At 65.6% G+C, this 17,339-nt stretch carries 15 protein-coding genes and 1 tRNA gene; 9 read left to right on the top strand and 7 right to left on the bottom strand.

The genetic code is table 11. The features are described 5' to 3' along the window. Nucleotides 1-14 precede the first annotated feature (14 nt). From sucC to recA, 4 genes are all read right to left on the bottom strand, one after another. Nucleotides 15-1,181 (bottom strand): ADP-forming succinate--CoA ligase subunit beta, encoded by a 1,167-nt coding sequence (gene sucC, locus AB4Y42_RS09625; RefSeq protein WP_368694053.1) that lies wholly within the window; start codon nucleotides 1,179-1,181, stop codon nucleotides 15-17. A 50-nt stretch (nucleotides 1,182-1,231) separates the two neighbouring features. Next, nucleotides 1,232-1,927 (bottom strand): DUF2889 domain-containing protein, encoded by a 696-nt coding sequence (locus tag AB4Y42_RS09620; RefSeq protein WP_324160523.1) that lies wholly within the window; start codon nucleotides 1,925-1,927, stop codon nucleotides 1,232-1,234. Between the two features lie 119 nt (nucleotides 1,928-2,046). Continuing rightward, complete coding sequence (gene recX, locus AB4Y42_RS09615; protein WP_368687582.1) at nucleotides 2,047-2,955, bottom strand: recombination regulator RecX; 909 nt, start codon at nucleotides 2,953-2,955, stop codon at nucleotides 2,047-2,049. Nucleotides 2,956-2,987: 32 nt separating this feature from the next. Further along, nucleotides 2,988-4,064 carry a recombinase RecA gene (gene recA / locus AB4Y42_RS09610; RefSeq protein WP_069262865.1) on the bottom strand — a complete coding sequence of 359 codons (1,077 nt, stop codon included), beginning with the start codon at nucleotides 4,062-4,064 and terminating at the stop codon, nucleotides 2,988-2,990. A gap of 248 nt (nucleotides 4,065-4,312) precedes the next feature. Between recA and AB4Y42_RS09605 the strand changes: the two genes are divergently transcribed. From AB4Y42_RS09605 to AB4Y42_RS09590, 4 genes are all read left to right on the top strand, one after another. Beyond that, on the top strand, nucleotides 4,313-5,065 hold the full coding sequence (locus AB4Y42_RS09605; protein WP_342921200.1) for a response regulator transcription factor: 753 nt from the start codon (nucleotides 4,313-4,315) through the stop codon (nucleotides 5,063-5,065). A 12-nt stretch (nucleotides 5,066-5,077) separates the two neighbouring features. Next, on the top strand, nucleotides 5,078-6,727 hold the full coding sequence (locus AB4Y42_RS09600; protein ID WP_368694052.1) for a sensor histidine kinase N-terminal domain-containing protein: 1,650 nt from the start codon (nucleotides 5,078-5,080) through the stop codon (nucleotides 6,725-6,727). Nucleotides 6,728-7,047: 320 nt separating this feature from the next. Further along, on the top strand, nucleotides 7,048-8,706 hold the full coding sequence (locus tag AB4Y42_RS09595) for an MFS transporter (protein ID WP_368687580.1): 1,659 nt from the start codon (nucleotides 7,048-7,050) through the stop codon (nucleotides 8,704-8,706). A 111-nt stretch (nucleotides 8,707-8,817) separates the two neighbouring features. Beyond that, nucleotides 8,818-8,894, top strand: a tRNA-Met gene (locus AB4Y42_RS09590). 99 nt (nucleotides 8,895-8,993) lie between these two features. Here AB4Y42_RS09590 and AB4Y42_RS09585 read toward each other — a convergent pair. Both AB4Y42_RS09585 and AB4Y42_RS09580 read right to left on the bottom strand, forming a co-directional pair. Further along, nucleotides 8,994-10,010 (bottom strand): diguanylate cyclase, encoded by a 1,017-nt coding sequence (locus tag AB4Y42_RS09585; protein WP_368694051.1) that lies wholly within the window; start codon nucleotides 10,008-10,010, stop codon nucleotides 8,994-8,996. A gap of 174 nt (nucleotides 10,011-10,184) precedes the next feature. After that, nucleotides 10,185-10,940: a FadR/GntR family transcriptional regulator gene (locus AB4Y42_RS09580; RefSeq protein WP_368687578.1), complete on the bottom strand. Its 756-nt coding sequence runs from the start codon at nucleotides 10,938-10,940 to the stop codon at nucleotides 10,185-10,187. A 73-nt stretch (nucleotides 10,941-11,013) separates the two neighbouring features. On the opposite strand from AB4Y42_RS09580, the gene dgoD reads away from it, so the two are divergent. Together dgoD and AB4Y42_RS09570 are read left to right on the top strand one after the other, a co-directional pair. Continuing rightward, nucleotides 11,014-12,162, top strand: a complete 1,149-nt coding sequence (gene dgoD, locus AB4Y42_RS09575) for a galactonate dehydratase (RefSeq protein WP_069262869.1) — start codon at nucleotides 11,014-11,016, stop codon at nucleotides 12,160-12,162. A 284-nt stretch (nucleotides 12,163-12,446) separates the two neighbouring features. After that, nucleotides 12,447-12,746, top strand: coding sequence for a hypothetical protein (locus tag AB4Y42_RS09570; protein WP_368694050.1), 300 nt, complete (start codon nucleotides 12,447-12,449; stop codon nucleotides 12,744-12,746). 17 nt (nucleotides 12,747-12,763) lie between these two features. On the opposite strand, the gene AB4Y42_RS09565 is transcribed toward AB4Y42_RS09570, so the two are convergent. Beyond that, nucleotides 12,764-13,690, bottom strand: a complete 927-nt coding sequence (locus AB4Y42_RS09565; protein ID WP_368687575.1) for a CopD family protein — start codon at nucleotides 13,688-13,690, stop codon at nucleotides 12,764-12,766. Nucleotides 13,691-14,299: 609 nt separating this feature from the next. On the opposite strand from AB4Y42_RS09565, the gene AB4Y42_RS09560 reads away from it, so the two are divergent. The 3 genes from AB4Y42_RS09560 (at nucleotide 14,300) to AB4Y42_RS09550 (ending at nucleotide 17,276) form a co-directional block, all read left to right on the top strand. Further along, nucleotides 14,300-15,067, top strand: a complete 768-nt coding sequence (locus AB4Y42_RS09560; RefSeq protein WP_368694049.1) for a cytochrome c — start codon at nucleotides 14,300-14,302, stop codon at nucleotides 15,065-15,067. Nucleotides 15,068-15,089: 22 nt separating this feature from the next. Further along, nucleotides 15,090-16,385 (top strand): c-type cytochrome, encoded by a 1,296-nt coding sequence (locus AB4Y42_RS09555; protein WP_368687574.1) that lies wholly within the window; start codon nucleotides 15,090-15,092, stop codon nucleotides 16,383-16,385. 270 nt (nucleotides 16,386-16,655) lie between these two features. Next, on the top strand, nucleotides 16,656-17,276 hold the full coding sequence (locus AB4Y42_RS09550) for a hemolysin III family protein (RefSeq protein ID WP_368687573.1): 621 nt from the start codon (nucleotides 16,656-16,658) through the stop codon (nucleotides 17,274-17,276). Nucleotides 17,277-17,339 lie beyond the last annotated feature (63 nt).

Here is a 17,339-nt window from a genome sequence, read left to right as displayed (position 1 = left end):
GTGTCCGGTGAAAATTACTTGCCTTCGGCAGCCGCGACGACCTTCTGCGCGGCTTCTTCCATGCTGTCTGCCGAGATGATCGGCAGGCCCGATTCGGCCAGCATCTTCTTGCCGAGGTCCTCGTTCGTGCCCTTCATGCGCACGACGAGCGGCACGTTCAGGTTCACGGCCTTCGAACCAGCGATCACGCCTTCTGCGATCACGTCGCAGCGCATGATGCCGCCGAAGATGTTCACGAGGATCGCCTTCAGGCCCGGGTTCTTGAGCATGAGCTTGAACGCTTCGGTGACCTTCTCGGTCGTGGCGCCACCGCCCACGTCGAGGAAGTTGGCCGGCTCGCCGCCGAACAGCTTGATGGTGTCCATCGTCGCCATGGCGAGGCCTGCGCCGTTCACGAGACAGCCGATGTTGCCGTCGAGCGAGATGTACGCGAGGTCGAACTTCGAGGCTTCGATTTCGGCCGGATCTTCTTCGTCCAGGTCGCGGTAAGCGACGATTTCCGGATGACGGGACAGCGCGTTGGAGTCGAAGTTGAACTTCGCGTCGAGCGCGATGACCTTGCCGTCGCCGGAGACGTTCAGCGGGTTGATTTCAGCCAGCGAAGCGTCGGTTTCCCAGAATGCCTTGTACAGGCCTTGCAGGATGGCGCGGGCTTGCGGAATCGAAGCATCCGGCACGCCGATCTTCGCGGCGAGGTCGTCGGCCTGGGCGTCGAGCAGACCCGTCGACGGCTCGACGATGACCTTGTGGATCAGTTCCGGGTGCTTTTCGGCGACTTCTTCGATGTCCATGCCGCCTTCGCTCGAACCCATCAGAACGATCTTTTGCGACACGCGATCAACGACGAGGCTGACATACAGTTCCTGCTTGATGTCGGCGCCTTCTTCGATCAGCAGACGGTTGACCTTCTGGCCTTCCGGACCGGTCTGGTGCGTGACGAGCTGCATGCCGAGGATCTGGTTCGCGTATTCGCGGACTTGCTCGATCGTCTTGGCCACCTTCACGCCACCGCCCTTGCCGCGGCCGCCAGCGTGGATCTGCGCCTTGACGACCCAAACCGGACCGCCCAGCTCTTGAGCGGCCTTGACCGCGTCATCCACCGAAAACACCGGGATGCCGCGCGGGACCGCGACTCCGAATTTCCGCAGGATTTCCTTACCCTGGTACTCGTGAATCTTCATGCGTGATTCCTTCAGTCTGAGAGTTGGAGTGAACTTCGATTCCGCTGTTGTTATTCATGCGAGACGGCGTCGGCCCTGCCCTCTTGGCCCGGGCTCCGGCTGTCGCGCACGCTGGGGGTTTCCGCGCCGCGTGCGATTGAACGCGGCACATGGCCATACCAGCGCGGATAAAACTGCTTCACCGCCTCCCCGTCGAACCGCAGCGCATGGCAGCGGCCAAGCTGGAAGGGCGGCTTTTCACCGGCGGCCTCATTGCCTCCGGCGGTCTTGCCGAGTTCCGGTCCGGGCGCTTCGCCCGGCGAGCCATTCGATGTGTCCCACACTGCCCCGACGAACGCCTGGATCGCAGCGGTCGGCAAAACGCCCAACATTTCTGTGAGGTGTGTGCAGCCGACCGTGCCGGCGAGGAGCCGGCCCGCTTCACGGCGGAAATTGTCGAGGAGATTGAGCCCGATAAGGGCCCGATAGGCGGGATTGGCGTTCTGGCACTGACCGTCGTAAGGCACCCAGTCGGACGACGCTTCGGCGTCGACGACGTTGAGCTTGCGATCGATCGTAATGCGCAGCCAGAGTTCATGGATCGGCAGACCATTGGGCCGGACACCGGCGGCGAGCGGCACGTCGCGTGGCTTGTGGTCGGTCAGGCACGCGTCGATGTCCCACAGGCCGTCTTCGCGCTCATAGGCAACCGCCCGGATGGCGCGCTGATGGCGCAACTGGCGGGGCACGGGCGGAGAAAGCGGCATGCTAAAGGTAAGACCGGATTGGAAAACCTCGTGATTTTAACATACCGGGTATTTGAGACAGCCGCGAACACACAGGCCGGGCGGGGACTTGCCTGCGTGGATTTTTCGAGACGGCCGGCTCAGTTGTCGGACCAGTCTTCGTCGATTCCCTTGAGGATCTTGCCGATGATCGACATCGAGAAGCCGCGCGCCGCGAGAAAGCGCGCCTGACGCGCGCGCTCGGCAGGCGTCTCTGGCAACTGGCCGTACTTCTTCTGCCAGACCGTGCGGGCACGCACGAGCTCGGTCTCGCGCAGTTGCGAGCTCACCTCTTCGATGAGCGCTTCGCCCACCGCATGGCGCTTGAGTTCGCTGACGATACGCCCCGCCCCCACGCGCGACGCGCGCCGGTGCACGACGCTTTCGGCAAAGCGCGCGTCGGAGAGCCAGCCCTCGCGTTCGAGCGAGTCGAGCAGCACTTCGAGTGCGTCGGCGTCCTCGGTGTACGGCATGAGCTTGCGCGAGAGCTCGGCGCGGCTGTATTCGCGGCGCGATAGATAGCCGAGCGCGCGGCCCTTGAGGGAGCGCTCGGGGCGCTGCTTCGCCGTGGACGACTTTTCGCGCTCGCTGGCGCGTGCGGCGCGGCTGGCCGAGCTGCGCTCGTATTGGTCGCCTTGCGGTGCGCTGGATTCGCGCGCCGTTTCGAGAGGCGCGCGACGCGATCGCTTGAATGTTGGTTCGGACAGCGGCTCTGGCGGCAGGTTTGCCGCCGCTTCATCCGCCCCGTCGAAGAAAGCCTCGAACGGGACTTCGAAGACCGCGCCGCCATCGTCGCTGAGATCGGTGGGCGAGGAAAACGCGGCGCCAGAATGCGCAAAGCCGCGATCGCCCGGCTGGGCGTCGCGGCTCAAATGGCTTGAGCGGCTCGTGCGCGAGTCGGCAGGCTTGTCGGCGGAGCGCCGCTCGGCGCCCCTGTCCGCAGGCGAACCCGCTCGCGGGTTAGCCTGCTCGCCGGAAGGCGAGGACGTGGGTGACCCGCCCTTGCGCATCAACTTGCCTTATCTACGAGAGCCTGGTGGACTTACTCTTCGTCAGCGACTTCGACTTCGCCGGAATCCTTGACGCCGTCCGGCATCGTGCTCACGCCAAGCGATTCGCGGATGCGGTTTTCGATCTCGCGAGCAATGTCCGCGTTCTCGCGCAGGAATTCGCGTGCGTTGTCCTTGCCCTGGCCAATGCGCTCGCCGTTGTAGCTGTACCACGCACCCGCCTTGTCGACGATCTTGGCCTGCACGCCGAGGTCGACGATTTCGCCCTGACGCGAGATGCCCTCGCCGTAGAGAATGTCGAACACGGCTTCGCGGAACGGTGGCGAGACCTTGTTCTTCACGACCTTCACACGCGTTTCGCTGCCGATCACTTCGTCGTTCTTCTTGATCGAACCGATGCGGCGAATGTCCAGACGCACCGACGAGTAGAACTTGAGCGCGTTGCCGCCCGTGGTGGTTTCCGGGTTGCCGAACATCACACCGATCTTCATGCGGATCTGGTTGATGAAGATCACCATGCAGTTCGTCTTCTTGATCGTGCCGGTGAGCTTGCGCAGCGCCTGCGACATCAGACGCGCCTGCAGACCCGGCAGCGAGTCGCCCATTTCGCCTTCGATTTCGGCCTTCGGCACGAGCGCCGCGACCGAGTCGATCACGATCATGTCGATCGAGCCCGAGCGCACCAGCGCGTCGGTGATTTCGAGCGCCTGCTCACCCGTGTCCGGCTGCGAGATGAGCAGTTCGGGCACGTTCACGCCGAGCTTGGCGGCGTATTGCACGTCGAGCGCGTGTTCCGCGTCGATGAACGCCGCCGTGCCGCCGAGCTTTTGCATTTCGGCGATCACCTGCAGCGTGAGCGTGGTCTTGCCCGACGATTCCGGACCGTAGATCTCGACCACCCGGCCGCGCGGCAGACCGCCCACGCCGAGTGCGATGTCGAGGCCGAGCGAACCGGTGGAGACTACCTGGATGTCCTCGACCGCTTCGCCGTCGCCGAGTCGCATGATCGACCCTTTGCCGAACTGCTTTTCGATCTGCGCGAGCGCGGCGGCCAGCGCCTTGCTCTTTTCAGCAGTCAGCCCAGCCGAGCCTTTCTTGCTATCTTCCATGAATCGTCCTTTGCTATGATGAACGGCGTCTCGTGACCTTGCGCACGCCTCATTCGGGCTAATGCACACGAACGCAGACACTGTATAAAAAAACAGTGGTTTTGGCAAGCCTTTCTGGCGATCCAGAACCGCGAATTTCGGGAGACCGCCGCGCGTCGCCTGGCCGCGCCTTCAAGGACGCGGCGCGGCGCGGGTGTTACGAGCCTGACTACGAGGTCAAAACGCCTCGAAGGCGACGCTGGCGCAACATGCGAATCCTCATTGCCGAAGACGACAGCATACTCGCGGACGGGCTCGTGAGATCACTCCGCCAATCAGGCTATGCCGTTGATCACGTGCGTAGCGGCGTGGATGCCGATACCGCCTTGTCGATGCAGTCGTTCGACCTCCTGATCCTTGATCTGGGCCTGCCGAAAATGCCGGGCCTCGAGGTGCTGCGCCGTTTGCGCGCGCGCAATTCCAACCTGCCCGTGCTGATCCTCACCGCCGCCGACAGCGTGGACGAGCGCGTCAAAGGCCTCGACCTCGGCGCCGACGACTACATGGCCAAGCCCTTCGCGCTCAACGAGCTCGAAGCGCGCGTGCGTGCGCTCACGCGGCGCGGCGCGGGCGGCGGCCCGACCGTCGTGCGGCATGGCGCGCTGGCGTTCGACCAGGTGGGACGCATTGCGCGCATCAATGACCAGGTGCTCGACCTTTCCGCGCGCGAACTGGGCGTGCTCGAAGTGCTGCTGCAGCGGCTCGGGCGGCTCGTTTCGAAGGAGCAGCTCGTCGACCACCTGTGCGAATGGGGCGAGGAAGTCAGCAACAATGCCATCGAAGTCTACGTGCACCGGCTGCGCAAGAAAATCGAAGCGGGCGGCGTGCGCATCGTGACCGTGCGCGGGCTCGGCTACTGCCTCGAAAAGGAGGCGAAGGACACGCAGGCCGGCGCAAGCCAGACACCCGCCGGCACGCCCGACGCCGCGCCGGCGATGCCCGCCAGCCACTACTTCAAGTAGGCGGGATCGACGATGGCCGGGCGTCCTCCCATCGCGCGCGCCGTGCCGCCCAAGGGCGCCGCAGGCGTGGCCGGTTCGGCCGGCGACAGCGCCCCGGGCGCGACCGCATTCGCGGCCGATGCCCTCGACGACGACGCGCGCGACGCCCGCTACGCCAATCCGTTCGCCCCGCCCGACGAAGCCGAAGCCGCCGCCGAGGCGCGCCCGCGCTCGCTCTTCGGCGAGATTCTCGACTGGATGCTCGCGCCCCTGCTGCTGCTCTGGCCGATGAGCATCGCGGTCACGTATCTCGTGGCAAAGTCGATCGCCAACGGCCCCTTCGACCGCGCGCTCGAAACCGACGCCTATGTGCTCGCGCGCCAGATCCAGCCGGTGAACGGCGTGGCCGAACTGACGCTGCCCGCCTCCACGCGCGACTTCCTGCGCGCCGATAACGTCGACAGCGTGTTCTATCAGGTGCTCGGCAGCCGCGGCGAGCTGATCGGCGGCGATCGCGACATGCCGCTGCCGCACGATGACGACCGCCCGCCGCCGGGCCTCGTCGAGTTCCGCGACGACACGCTGCATGGCATCGACATCCGCGTCGCCTACACGACGGTGGAGCCGAAGCATCCCGGCGCCGACGACCGGCAAGGTCAACCCGTGCTCGTGCAGGTCGCGGAAACGCTCGACAAGCGCCGCCAGCTCGCCAACGACATCATCAAGGGCGTGATCCTGCCGCAGTTCGTGATCTTGCCGCTCGCGATCCTGCTCGTGTGGTTCGGCCTCTCGCGCGGCCTCGCGCCCCTGCACGCGCTGCAGTCGAACATCCGCATGCGTCGGCCCGACGATCTATCGCCGCTCGAAGCGCGCCGCGCGCCGCCCGAAATCGAGCCGCTCGTCACCTCGTTCAACGACCTGCTCACGCGGCTCGAACAGAACATGGAGCTGCAAAAGCGCTTCATCGCCGACGCCGCGCATCAGATGAAAACGCCGCTCGCGGGCCTGCGCACCCAGGCCGAGCTCGCGCTGCGCCAGAACGCGCCCGCCGAAGTGCACCGCTCGCTCGAGCAGATCGCGACGAGCTCCGAGCACGCCGCGCGGCTCGTCACGCAGCTGCTCGCGCTCGCGCGCGCGGAAAACCGTATGTCCGGACAGGTCTTCACGCCCGTGGACGTGGCCTACGTGGCACGCCACGCCGTGCGCGACTGGGTGCAGCCGGCGCTCGCCAAACAGATGGACCTCGGCTACGAAGGCCCCGAAACGGCCTGCGACAGCGAGGAAGACGATGGCGAAGCGGCGGCGCGCATCGAAGTGGACGGCAACCCGGTGATGCTGCGCGAGATGCTCTCGAACCTCATCGACAACGCGATCCGCTATACGCCCGCGGGCGGCCGCATCACCGTGCGCGTGCGGCCCGAGCCCGCGGCGGGCGCGGTCCATCTCGAGGTGGAAGACACCGGCATGGGCATTCCGTCCGCCGAGCGCGAGCGCGTGCTCGAGCGCTTCTACCGCATTCTCGGGCGCGACGGCGAAGGCAGCGGGCTCGGGCTCGCGATCGTGCGCGAGATCGCCACGATGCACGGCGGCACGCTCGCCATCGAGGATCACGTCTATCAAGACGCGCCGCGCCTCGCCGGCACGCTCGTGCGCGTGACGCTGCGGCTGCGCGCGCACGCCTGAGCGGCATCGACGGCGCTTTCACGGCGAAATCACCGCGAAACTGACAGATCGCGTCAGAAACCGGGATGGGACTTACCCTTATCCGATCCGCGGCACGGGAATCAAAGAGCGAACTTTAGAAGATGTTCAAATCGACATGCGCGATTTTGCCTGCGTATTCAGCGAACATAACCGATTAAACCCCACTCCGATACGTCAGTCGGAAACCCACACGCGCGTCAGAAGCCCGTAAGTTTCCATTCCAATAATGCTCCGCAGGACCGCGGGTCTACGAATCGCCTGCCCGACGGACCACACGCATATCAATACTGGAGACATCTATGGCAACCGTTGGCGGACAAGTCTCGCACGCGCCGATGACCAGCGACGAAAAACGCGTGATCTTCGCGTCGTCGCTCGGCACCGTGTTCGAGTGGTACGACTTTTACCTGGCCGGATCGCTCGCGGCCTTCATCAGCAAGAGCTTCTTTTCCGGCGTCAATCCCACGGCCGGCTTCATCTTCACGCTGCTCGGCTTCGCCGCCGGCTTTGCCGTGCGTCCGTTCGGCGCGATCGTGTTCGGGCGCCTCGGCGACCTCGTGGGCCGCAAGCACACGTTCCTCGTCACGATCGTCATCATGGGTATCTCAACCTTCGTGGTCGGTTTCCTGCCCGGCTACGCGTCGATCGGCATTGCCTCGCCGGTGATCTTCATCGGCATGCGTCTGCTGCAGGGTCTCGCGCTCGGCGGCGAGTACGGCGGCGCCGCGACCTACGTCGCGGAACACGCGCCGCCCGGACGCCGCGGCTTCTACACCTCGTGGATCCAGACGACCGCCACGCTCGGCCTGTTCCTCTCGCTGCTCGTGATCCTCGGCGTGCGCACGTTTGTCGGCGAAGAACAGTTCGCCGCGTGGGCCTGGCGCATTCCGTTCATCGCCTCGATCCTGCTGCTCGCCGTTTCGGTATGGATCCGTCTGCAGCTCGACGAATCGCCGGCGTTCAAGCGCATCAAGGCGGAAGGCAAGGTCTCGAAGGCGCCGATCAAGGAAGCGTTCGGCCAGTGGAAGAACCTCAAGGTCGTGCTGCTCGCCCTCTTCGGCCTCACGGCCGGCCAGGCCGTGGTCTGGTACACGGGCCAGTTCTACGCGCTGTTCTTCCTCACGCAAACGCTCAAGGTCGACGGCTCGAGCGCCAACATCCTGATCGCGCTGGCGCTGTTGATCGGCACGCCGTGCTTCCTGTTCTTCGGCGCGCTGTCGGACAAGATCGGCCGCAAGCCCATCATCATGGCTGGCTGCCTGATCGCGGCGCTCACCTACTTCCCGATCTTCAAGGCAATCACGCACTATGCGAACCCGGCGCTCGAAGCCGCCACGCAGCGCGCGCCGATCGTCGTGATCGCGGATCCGGCCGAATGCTCGTTCCAGTTCAACCCGGTCGGCACCTCGAAGTTCACGAGCTCGTGCGACATCGCCAAGAGCGCGCTTTCGAAGGCCGGCCTGAACTACGACAACGTGGCCGCCCCGGCAGGCACGCGCGCGCAGATCAAGGTGGGCGACACGACCATCGACACGTTCGACGGGCGGGCGCCTGGCGCCAAGGAAGCCGGCGCGCTGTTCGAGAAGACGCTCGCGGCCACACTGAAAGCGGCGGGCTATCCGCTCAAGGCCGACCCCGCGCAGCTCAACTGGCCGATGACGGTGGTGATGCTCACGATCCTCGTGATCTTCGTGACCATGGTGTACGGGCCGATCGCGGCGATGCTGGTGGAGATGTTCCCGACCCGCATCCGCTACACCTCGATGTCGCTGCCCTATCACATCGGCAACGGCTGGTTCGGCGGCTTCCTGCCGGCAACGGCGTTCGCGATCGTGGCGGCGCGCGGCGATATCTACTCGGGCCTCTGGTATCCGATCATCATCGCACTGGGCACCTTCGTGATCGGCATGCTGTTCGTGAAGGAAACCAAGGACTCGGATATTTACGCGCAGGATTGAGGCTGTGAGCGGCGCCGGGCGGGGCCTCTCGCCCGGCGGCCGCCTTCCCTGCAAAAAAGATGACGAAGGGGGTTGACAGCCTGCGGCGGTGTCGCGATAATTCTCTTCTTCGGCGAATTAGCTCAGCCGGTTAGAGCGACGGAATCATAATCCGCAGGTCCGGGGTTCGAATCCCTGATTCGCCACCAGTTGCAAAAGAAAGCCGCTGTCCCACAAGGACAGCGGCTTTTTTCATTTCCGCGCGCCTGGCGAACCGAAAACCCTGAGCCCGCCAAGCCGAACAGAACTTACCTAATCTGCTTGCGCTCCCGCTTCGTTTCGTACATCGAACGATCCGCGTATTCGATCAGCGCCGTCATCTCGGTGCCGTCTTCGGGCAGGATGGCAACGCCCATGCTCACGCCGAGATCGATGCGGTGTCCTTCGAACTCGAACGGCTCGCCCACCGTGTTCACAAGCCGGCGGCTGTATGCCTCGGCGTCCCTGCGCCCCGCGATGCCGGGCAAGATCACGGCGAACTCGTCCCCTCCCACGCGCGCGGCCGTGTCCACGCGGCGGCTGTGACGCGCGATGCGCGTCGCGGTCTCGCGAATCGCCGCGTCGCCGGCGCGATGGCCGTAGCGGTCGTTGATCGGCTTGAGGCCATCCATGTCGAGATTGAGCACGCCGAGTCCGCCCGACGAGCGCACCGCGAGATCCACCGACTGGCGCAGGCGATCGTAAAAGAGCGCACGATTGGGCAAACCGGTGAGCGCGTCATGCGTCGCGCGCAGATAGAGCTCACTCGTCTCATGTTGCGCGGCATGGAACATCGCCGCGGCGATGAGCTCGGACATCAGCGAGAGCGTGCGGATGTCCTCGTCCTTGAAGGCGTCGACTTCGGAATTCGTGACTTTCAGAACGCCGACGGTCGTCTCGAGGTGTTTGAGCGGCGTGACGATCATCGAGCGCAGGCCGGCGCGGCGGCAGGCTTCGCGGTCCACGCGCGGATCGGTTTCGGAGTCGTCGCAGCGCAGGATCTCGCCCTCGCGCACGCACAGGCCCGACAGGCTCGTTTCACGCGCGAGGCGCAGTCCAAGGAGGTCCGCGACATTGCCCGAGGCCGCGCGGTAGACCATGTCCTCGCCCTCGGCGAGCTCGACGACCGCGCCCTGCGCTCGCGTGAGCTGCTCGGTGCGCTCGGCCACGTAGGCCATTACGCCGCCGAGATCGAGCCCGAGCTTCGCGATGTCCGACTGCGCCTTGATGATTTCCAGCAGGGTTGCGTTGTCCAGTTGCGTGTCTTTCGCTTTGCTCTTCTTCATCGCTCAACCGTTAGCCTTGCCTCCGACTTGCTGACGGCACTGAAAGCCAAAGCGCCGTTCGATCGGCCTAAAGCATAGCAAACATTATTGATTGCACCAGCGCAAACGTTTGACATCCGCAATTCGCTGCGCTTGATGCGATTCGTTGCGAAGACACCCATTGGGCATACGCGTTCAGCGCTCGATGCGCTCGCGCGTCAGGCGCAGCAGCGCCGCCATCGCGCGGCTCGCCGCATAGGCGTCGCGTTGCGCAATCGCGTCGTACACGAGGGTGTGGTCGGGCAGCGCGGCGTTGAACACGTCGGCGCGCTTCGCATTCACGCGCAGCTGGCCTTCGAGCGTGCGCGCGATCAGCGTGCCGAGCGGCACCAGCAATTCGTTGCGGCAGGCGCCCAGCACCGCGAGATGAAAGCGCAGGTCGGCGCGCACCCATTCGTCCACGTTGCGCGCCTCGGCCATGGCCTCATGCGCGGCGGCGATCGAGGCAAGCGCATCGGCATCGTGCGCCTTCGCGGCGAGGGCTGCCGCAAACGGCTCGATCATCTCGCGCATTTCCTGGAGCTTGAGCGCGAACGCGAGCGGCGGCGCCACGCGCGCGTACCAGTCGAGCACGTCGGCATCGAGCAGGTTCCACGCTTCGCGCGCGCGCACCCGCGTGCCCACGCGCGGGCGCGACTCCACGAGCCCTTTCGAGGTGAGCGTGCGCAGCGCCTCGCGCAGCACCGTGCGGCTCACGCCGAACGTTGCCATGAGTTCGGCCTCGCGCGGCAGGACCGTCGCGGGCGGGTAGTCGCCGCGCAGGATCGCGCTGCCGAGTTCGTAGGCCACCGTGCCGTGCAGATCGCGTTGAATCGCCGTTCTCCTGGATATTGGGAAGCGTTGCGAAATAATACTATTAATAGCACTTAAAGGCGAATTTTGCAGTAGCATGTGCGCTTGAAGACGTCGCCGCTCGCGCGTGGTGCGAGCGCCGCCTTACCGCTCAAGGTCATGGAGACACCGCATGAAAATCACCAGGCTCGAAACCTTTGTCGTCCCGCCGCGCTGGCTCTTTCTGAAGATCGAAACGGACGAGGGGATCGTCGGCTGGGGCGAGCCGATCGTCGAAGGTCGCGCGCACACGGTGGCCGCGGCCGTCGACGAACTCGCCGACTATCTGATCGGCAAGGACCCGCTCCTCATCGAGGATCACTGGCAGGTGATGTATCGCGCGGGCTTCTACCGCGGCGGCCCGATCTCGATGAGCGCCATTGCCGGCGTCGATCAGGCGCTCTGGGACATCAAGGGCAAGCATCATGGCGTGCCCGTTCACGCGCTGCTCGGCGGCCAGGTGCGCGACAAGATCAAGGTGTATTCGTGGATTGGCGGCGACCGTCCGAGCGACGTCGCCAACAACGCGCGCGCCGTGGTCGAGCGCGGCTTCAAGGCCGTGAAGATGAACGGCTCGGAAGAGCTGCAGATCATCGACACCTTCGACAAGGTCCAGGGCGTCATCAACAACGTCGCGGCCGTGCGCGAGGCCGTGGGCCCGAACGTCGGCATCGGCGTGGACTTCCATGGCCGCGTGCACAAGCCCATGGCCAAGGTGCTCGCCAAGGAACTCGATCCGTTCAAGCTGATGTTCATCGAAGAGCCCGTGCTCTCCGAAAACGTCGAGGCGCTGCGCGACATCGTCAACCAGACCAGCACGCCGATCGCGCTGGGCGAGCGTCTGTATTCGCGCTGGGATTTCAAGCACATTCTCGCGGGCGGCTACGTGGACATCATCCAGCCCGACGCCTCGCACGCGGGCGGCATCACCGAGTGCCGCAAGATCGCCGCGATGGCCGAAGCCTATGACGTCGCGCTCGCGCTGCACTGCCCGCTCGGGCCGATCGCGCTCGCCACCTGCCTGCAGATCGACGCGGTGAGCTACAACGCGTTCATCCAGGAGCAGAGCCTCGGCATCCACTACAACAAGGGCAACGACCTGCTCGACTACATCAGGAATCCCGAAGTCTTCAAGTACGAAGACGGCTTCGTCTCGATTCCGCAGGGCCCGGGTCTCGGCATCGACGTGAACGAGGAGAAGGTGCGGGAGATGGCGAAGACGGGTCACCGCTGGCGCAATCCGGTGTGGCGTCACGAGGATGGCAGCGTCGCCGAATGGTGATGCGCAAATGAACGCCGAAACGCGCGGCGCGCAGCGTGCCGTGACACGCTGGCCATCGCGCGTTTCGGCGAAGTAACGTTTCGCGTGGCTTTGCGCGCCCAGGCGCGCTCGCTCGCGAGACGCGCGCACGGCCTATGTCGTTTGCGCACACAGCCAGTTCATGGAAAGCCGCGCCGCGCAAGGCGCGACCGTCATCGAACGCACGCGCCGAGCGCGAACGCCCCCAACTGGCCTGCTCCTTGCTGATTCCTTTGCAACCCAACCTCGGTGTTGCAAGGGACTCCATGGACGCGTCGCTTCCCGACTATCTGATCCGCGAACAAGCCGCCGTCGGCGCACTCGTCGCCTTCGGCTTCCTGCGCGTGCTCGCTGCCGCAGTCGCCTGCACGCGCGGCTGGCCCATTCGCTGGATCGAGTACGCCGCGATCGGCGCCGCGGCGCTGTGGTGCGCGCCGCAGCTGATCGCGCTGATCGCCAATCCAGCGTCCGTGGCCGCACTCGCGGAACTCGAAGGCAATGCCACGGGCTGCGCCCTCGCCCTCTTCTTCTCACCGATCTTGAGTCACCGGCTCGGCTACGAATAAGTTGCAGCGACGACGTTTCAGCCCTGCAACACGTAGGCCGGCACGCTGTGCGCGAGCGCGGCCGCGGTCACGAGCACACCGATCATCACGATCGCTTCGAGATGGATCACGTTGACGAAACGGCGCGCCGCCGCTGTCGACGCCGCGCGCCGCAACTCGGGCATCGCCACGAGCCGGTTGAAGCCGCCCATCGCGAGCGCGAGCAGCACGAGCACGGCTTTGAGCATCAGCACGCGGCCCCAGGTACTACCGACGATCGCGTCGATCGAGCCGCCGCTGCCGCGCAGCGCATCGAACACGCCCGTCGCGATCACGAAGCCCACCGCGAAGAACGCCACGTTCGAAATCTGGCCCGCCGTGCGGATCAGCACGCCGCGTGCCGTCGATGCGCCGAGCGCCGGCAGCACGGCAAGCCCCCCCGCCATGACGATGCCGCTCCACGCGCTCGCACTGAGCAAATGGAGCGTGTGCAGCCCGAGCGCGGCCGAGGCGAAGCCCGCATCGGCGGCGTGGCCGAGCCCCGCGCGCCCCGCGGCGATGGCGACGAGCGCGAGCCACAGCACGCCGTCGCGCGCCACACTCGAAGCCGCGAACGCGCAGCCGAGCAACACGAGCGCGCCGACGAACGCGACGGTCCACGCGTGGCCGACGTGCGTTTGCGAGAGCACCGTGCCGACCACGCCGAACGCGCTGGGCAACGGTTCGCCGCTGACCGACGCGCTCTCGTAAAGCATCCACATGATGAGCGCCGCCACGAGCACGAACGCCGCGGCGCGCAGCGAGCGTTGCGCACGCAGCCATGCGAGGCGCGCGGGCGCGACCGGCGTGCGGCCGTCCTTGTCGAGCCACGCGCCATAGAACGCCGAGCCGAGCGCGAATGCGTAGGCGATGTTGACGATGGCCGCCATGGCGACCTGCCCGATCCAGAGCCAGTCAGCTTTCATCGGACCTCGCCCTCCCGCGTGTTGCGGGTCGCGCGGACTTCGCGCGAAGGGGATCGGTCGGCTTGATGCAACGATAGGGAAAGTGCAATTGGAGTCATCGAGACAAGTGGCAAGGAAACAACATGAAAACGGCAACAGCAACACGCACACGCATCACATCGCGTGTCCCGCCAGGGTGCCTGCTTCGATAGCCGCCGCGCGATTCGGTTCAATGCGGGCTCGATGCGGCTTCAACGCGCATTCCATGCGCGAGCATCGAGCGAAGGCACGAGACCGTAAGCGGCGGCGGCATGCGCCCGGCATCGGGTCACGCATGCAGCCGGCAACGAGCGGCTCGCCGAGTGTGGCGCGGGTGCGGGACAACCCCGTGTCACCGATTGGCGAACAGGTGCAGAATCATAACCGGCACCGACGCGACGATCGGCCGCAAGCACGTCCCGGTGGCGCCTCGAAGCCATCGGAGGGCGCTTGTGGCGCATGCGGCAAATGGTCACTATGAGTTCCCGATGCTAGAATCTGCTGCGTCGCCGCAGCGCGCACGTCTTCTGCTTTCATCGCGCGCAGCCTGGAAGCCGGGCCGTTCGAAGCCTGGTCAGGTCCACGATAAAGATGGAGTTACGCGTGTCCCCAAGACGTATCTTCCGACCGCTCATTCCGCTCGTCGCGCCTCTGGCAGCAGCACTTTTGCTCGGGACGACCGGCGTTCTCAGCGCTGCACATGCCCAGACGGCGGCCTCCGCGCCGCAGGCCAAAGCCCCCGACACGATCGCCGCACGCGTGCAGGGCTGCACCGCGTGCCACGGCTCGCACGGGCAGGGCACCGACAACGACTACTTCCCGCGTCTCGCCGGCAAGCCGGCCGAGTACCTGTTCAACCAGCTAATGAACTTTCGCGAGGGGCGCCGCAAGTACCCTCCGATGAATTATCTGGTCACCTATCTCTCCGACGACTACCTGCACGAGATCGCGACGTTCTTCTCGCAGCAGCGGCCGCCCTACCCGCCGCCGGCGAAACCTTCGGTCGGCAGCGACACGCTCGCGCGCGGTCAGCAGATCGTCCTGCACGGCGACCCGGCCAAGCAGGTGCCCGCCTGCGCAGCTTGCCACGGCGCGAAGCTCACCGGCATGGAGCCGGCCATTCCGGGTCTGGTCGGTCTGCACATGGACTACATCAGCGCGCAGATCGGCGCCTGGCGCTCGGGCTCGCGGCATGCGAAGGCACCCGACTGCATGCATGAGATCGCCACGCGTCTCACCGACGAAGACGTGAACGCGGTCGCGGCCTGGCTCTCCACGCGGAGCGCGCCGCAGAACCCCGTGCCGGCGCCGGCTGGCTCACTCAAGACGCCGCTTGCCTGCGGCAGCGAACCGCAATAAGGCGCCGGGGGAGACAGCCAATATGAACCGCAAGTCCCTGTTCGCACTTTCCGCCGTCATCGTGGCCGCCGCCGCGGCCCTCGTACCGGTGCTCTGGTCGGGCACCCACTATCTGCACAACGGCGCGGCGCAGGCCGCGACGCCCGTCGACCAGGGCGATCTCATCAAGAAGGGCGAGTACCTCGCGCGCGCCGGCGACTGTATCGCCTGCCACACCGTGCGCGGCGGCCAGATGTTCGCGGGCGGCCTGCCGATGGCCACGCCGTTCGGCACGCTCTACACCCCGAACATCACGCCCGACGACCAGTACGGCATTGGCAAGTGGAGCGCCGACGACTTCTATCGCGCCATGCACACGGGCCGCTCGAAGGATGGCAGCCTGCTCTATCCGGCGTTCCCGTTCGCGAGCTACACCAAGGTCACACGCGCCGACGCCGACGCGATCTTCGCCTATCTGCGCTCGGTCCCGCCCGTCAACGCGCCCAGCCGCCCGCACGAACTCAAGTTCCCGTTCAACAACCGCAACCTGCTGATCGGCTGGCGCACGCTGTTCTTCCGCGAGGGCGAGTACAAGCCCGATCCGACCAAGTCGGTCGAATGGAACCGCGGCGCGTATCTCGTCGAAGGCCTCGGCCACTGCGGCATGTGCCACACGTCGATCAACGCGGTGGGCGGCCCGGTCAACTCGGCGGCCTTCGCGGGCGGCCTGATCCCGTTGCAGAACTGGTACGCGCCGTCGCTCACGGGCAGCGAAGGCGGCCTCGGCGACTGGGACATCAGGGACATCGCAAGCCTCCTGAAGACCGGCGTGTCCGAGCGCGGCGCCGTGTTCGGCCCGATGGCGGACGTGATCCACAACAGTCTGCAATACCTCTCGGACGACGACATCCACGCGATGGCCTCGTATCTGAAGACCATCCCGCAGAAGAAGGAAGCGCCCGAAACGATGCAGATGGAGACGTCGGAAGCGTTCGGCGGCGAACTCTTGCAGCAAGGTCAGAAGATCTACCACGACCAGTGTGCCAAGTGCCACGCGGAGAACGGTCTCGGCATGCCGCCGAACTTCCCGCCGCTTGCGAACAACCAGTCGATCCAGATGCATTCGGCCGTGAACCCGATCCGCATGGTGCTCAACGGCGGCTATCCGCCGAGCACGGGGGGCAATCCGCGCCCGTACGGCATGCCGCCGTTCGCGCAGTCGCTCTCGAATCAGGAGGTTGCGGCGGTGGTGACGTTCATCCGCATGTCCTGGGGCAACAAGGGCACGCCGGTGTCGCCGCAGCAGGTCGCGGACCTGCGCTCGTCGCCGCTCGACTGACGCAAAGCCGTCCACGGCCGTAGGGGCCGGAGCCCTTGCGGCGGTCCCACGCAAGTGGTTACTGTTATAGTGACGGTTGCCTGATAAGGGCGCAGTCCGCACAGCGCGGGCTGCGCCCTTCGCTATTTGGCGCCGGCGCCGTGTGGTGAAAGCGGCTCCGTGGCCCGTCAGGCCTGGTTTTGAACGCTGCGCTCGGGCACGGCGCCGTACGCGGTGGAACACTGTTCCGCCGGCGCGCGTCGCGCCCAGGAAGAACAAGGAGTGGTCGTCATGCACGCCGGTGAGCGTCTGAACAGCATGACTCACCTCGTGGGCGCGATGTTGTCGGTGGCGGGACTCGTCTCGCTCGTGACGCTCGCGGCGCTGGATCACGACGCGTACAAGGTCGTGAGCTTTGCGGTATACGGGGCGATGTTGTGCGCGCTGTACACCATCTCGACGCTGTATCACGGCGTGCGCGGCATCCGCCTGAAGGCAGTGCTGCAAAAGTGCGACCACGCCGCGATCTATCTGCTCATCGCGGGCAGCTATACTCCGTTCACGCTGGTGACGCTGCGTGGTCCCTGGGGCTGGTCGCTCTTCGGCGTGAGCTGGGGGCTCGCGGCCCTCGGCATCGTTCAGGAACTCACGCTCGGGCGGCGCACGAGAGCGCTGTCGATGGTGCTCTATGTGGTGATGGGCTGGCTCGCGGTGGTGGCGGTTCGACCGCTCATCGAAGCCTTGCCGGCCGCGGGCACGGCGTGGCTGCTGGCCGGCGGCGTCATTTACAGCGTCGGTATTTATTTTTTCGTCAATGACGAACGCATCCGGCACGGACATGGAATCTGGCATCTGTTCGTGCTCGCCGGGAGCGTCTGTCAATTCGTGAGCGTCGCGCGCTACGTCGCGTGACGCGTCAATGCGAAGACATCGTACGGCTGCCGCAGTGTCCGCGGCCGCACGATGCAACTTAAC

The organism is Paraburkholderia sp. EG286B (genome assembly GCF_040965655.1).
In the GTDB taxonomy this organism is placed as follows: domain Bacteria; phylum Pseudomonadota; class Gammaproteobacteria; order Burkholderiales; family Burkholderiaceae; genus Paraburkholderia.
Note: the sequence above shows the minus strand (reverse complement) of the source record. Positions and strands in the feature narration are given on the sequence as shown.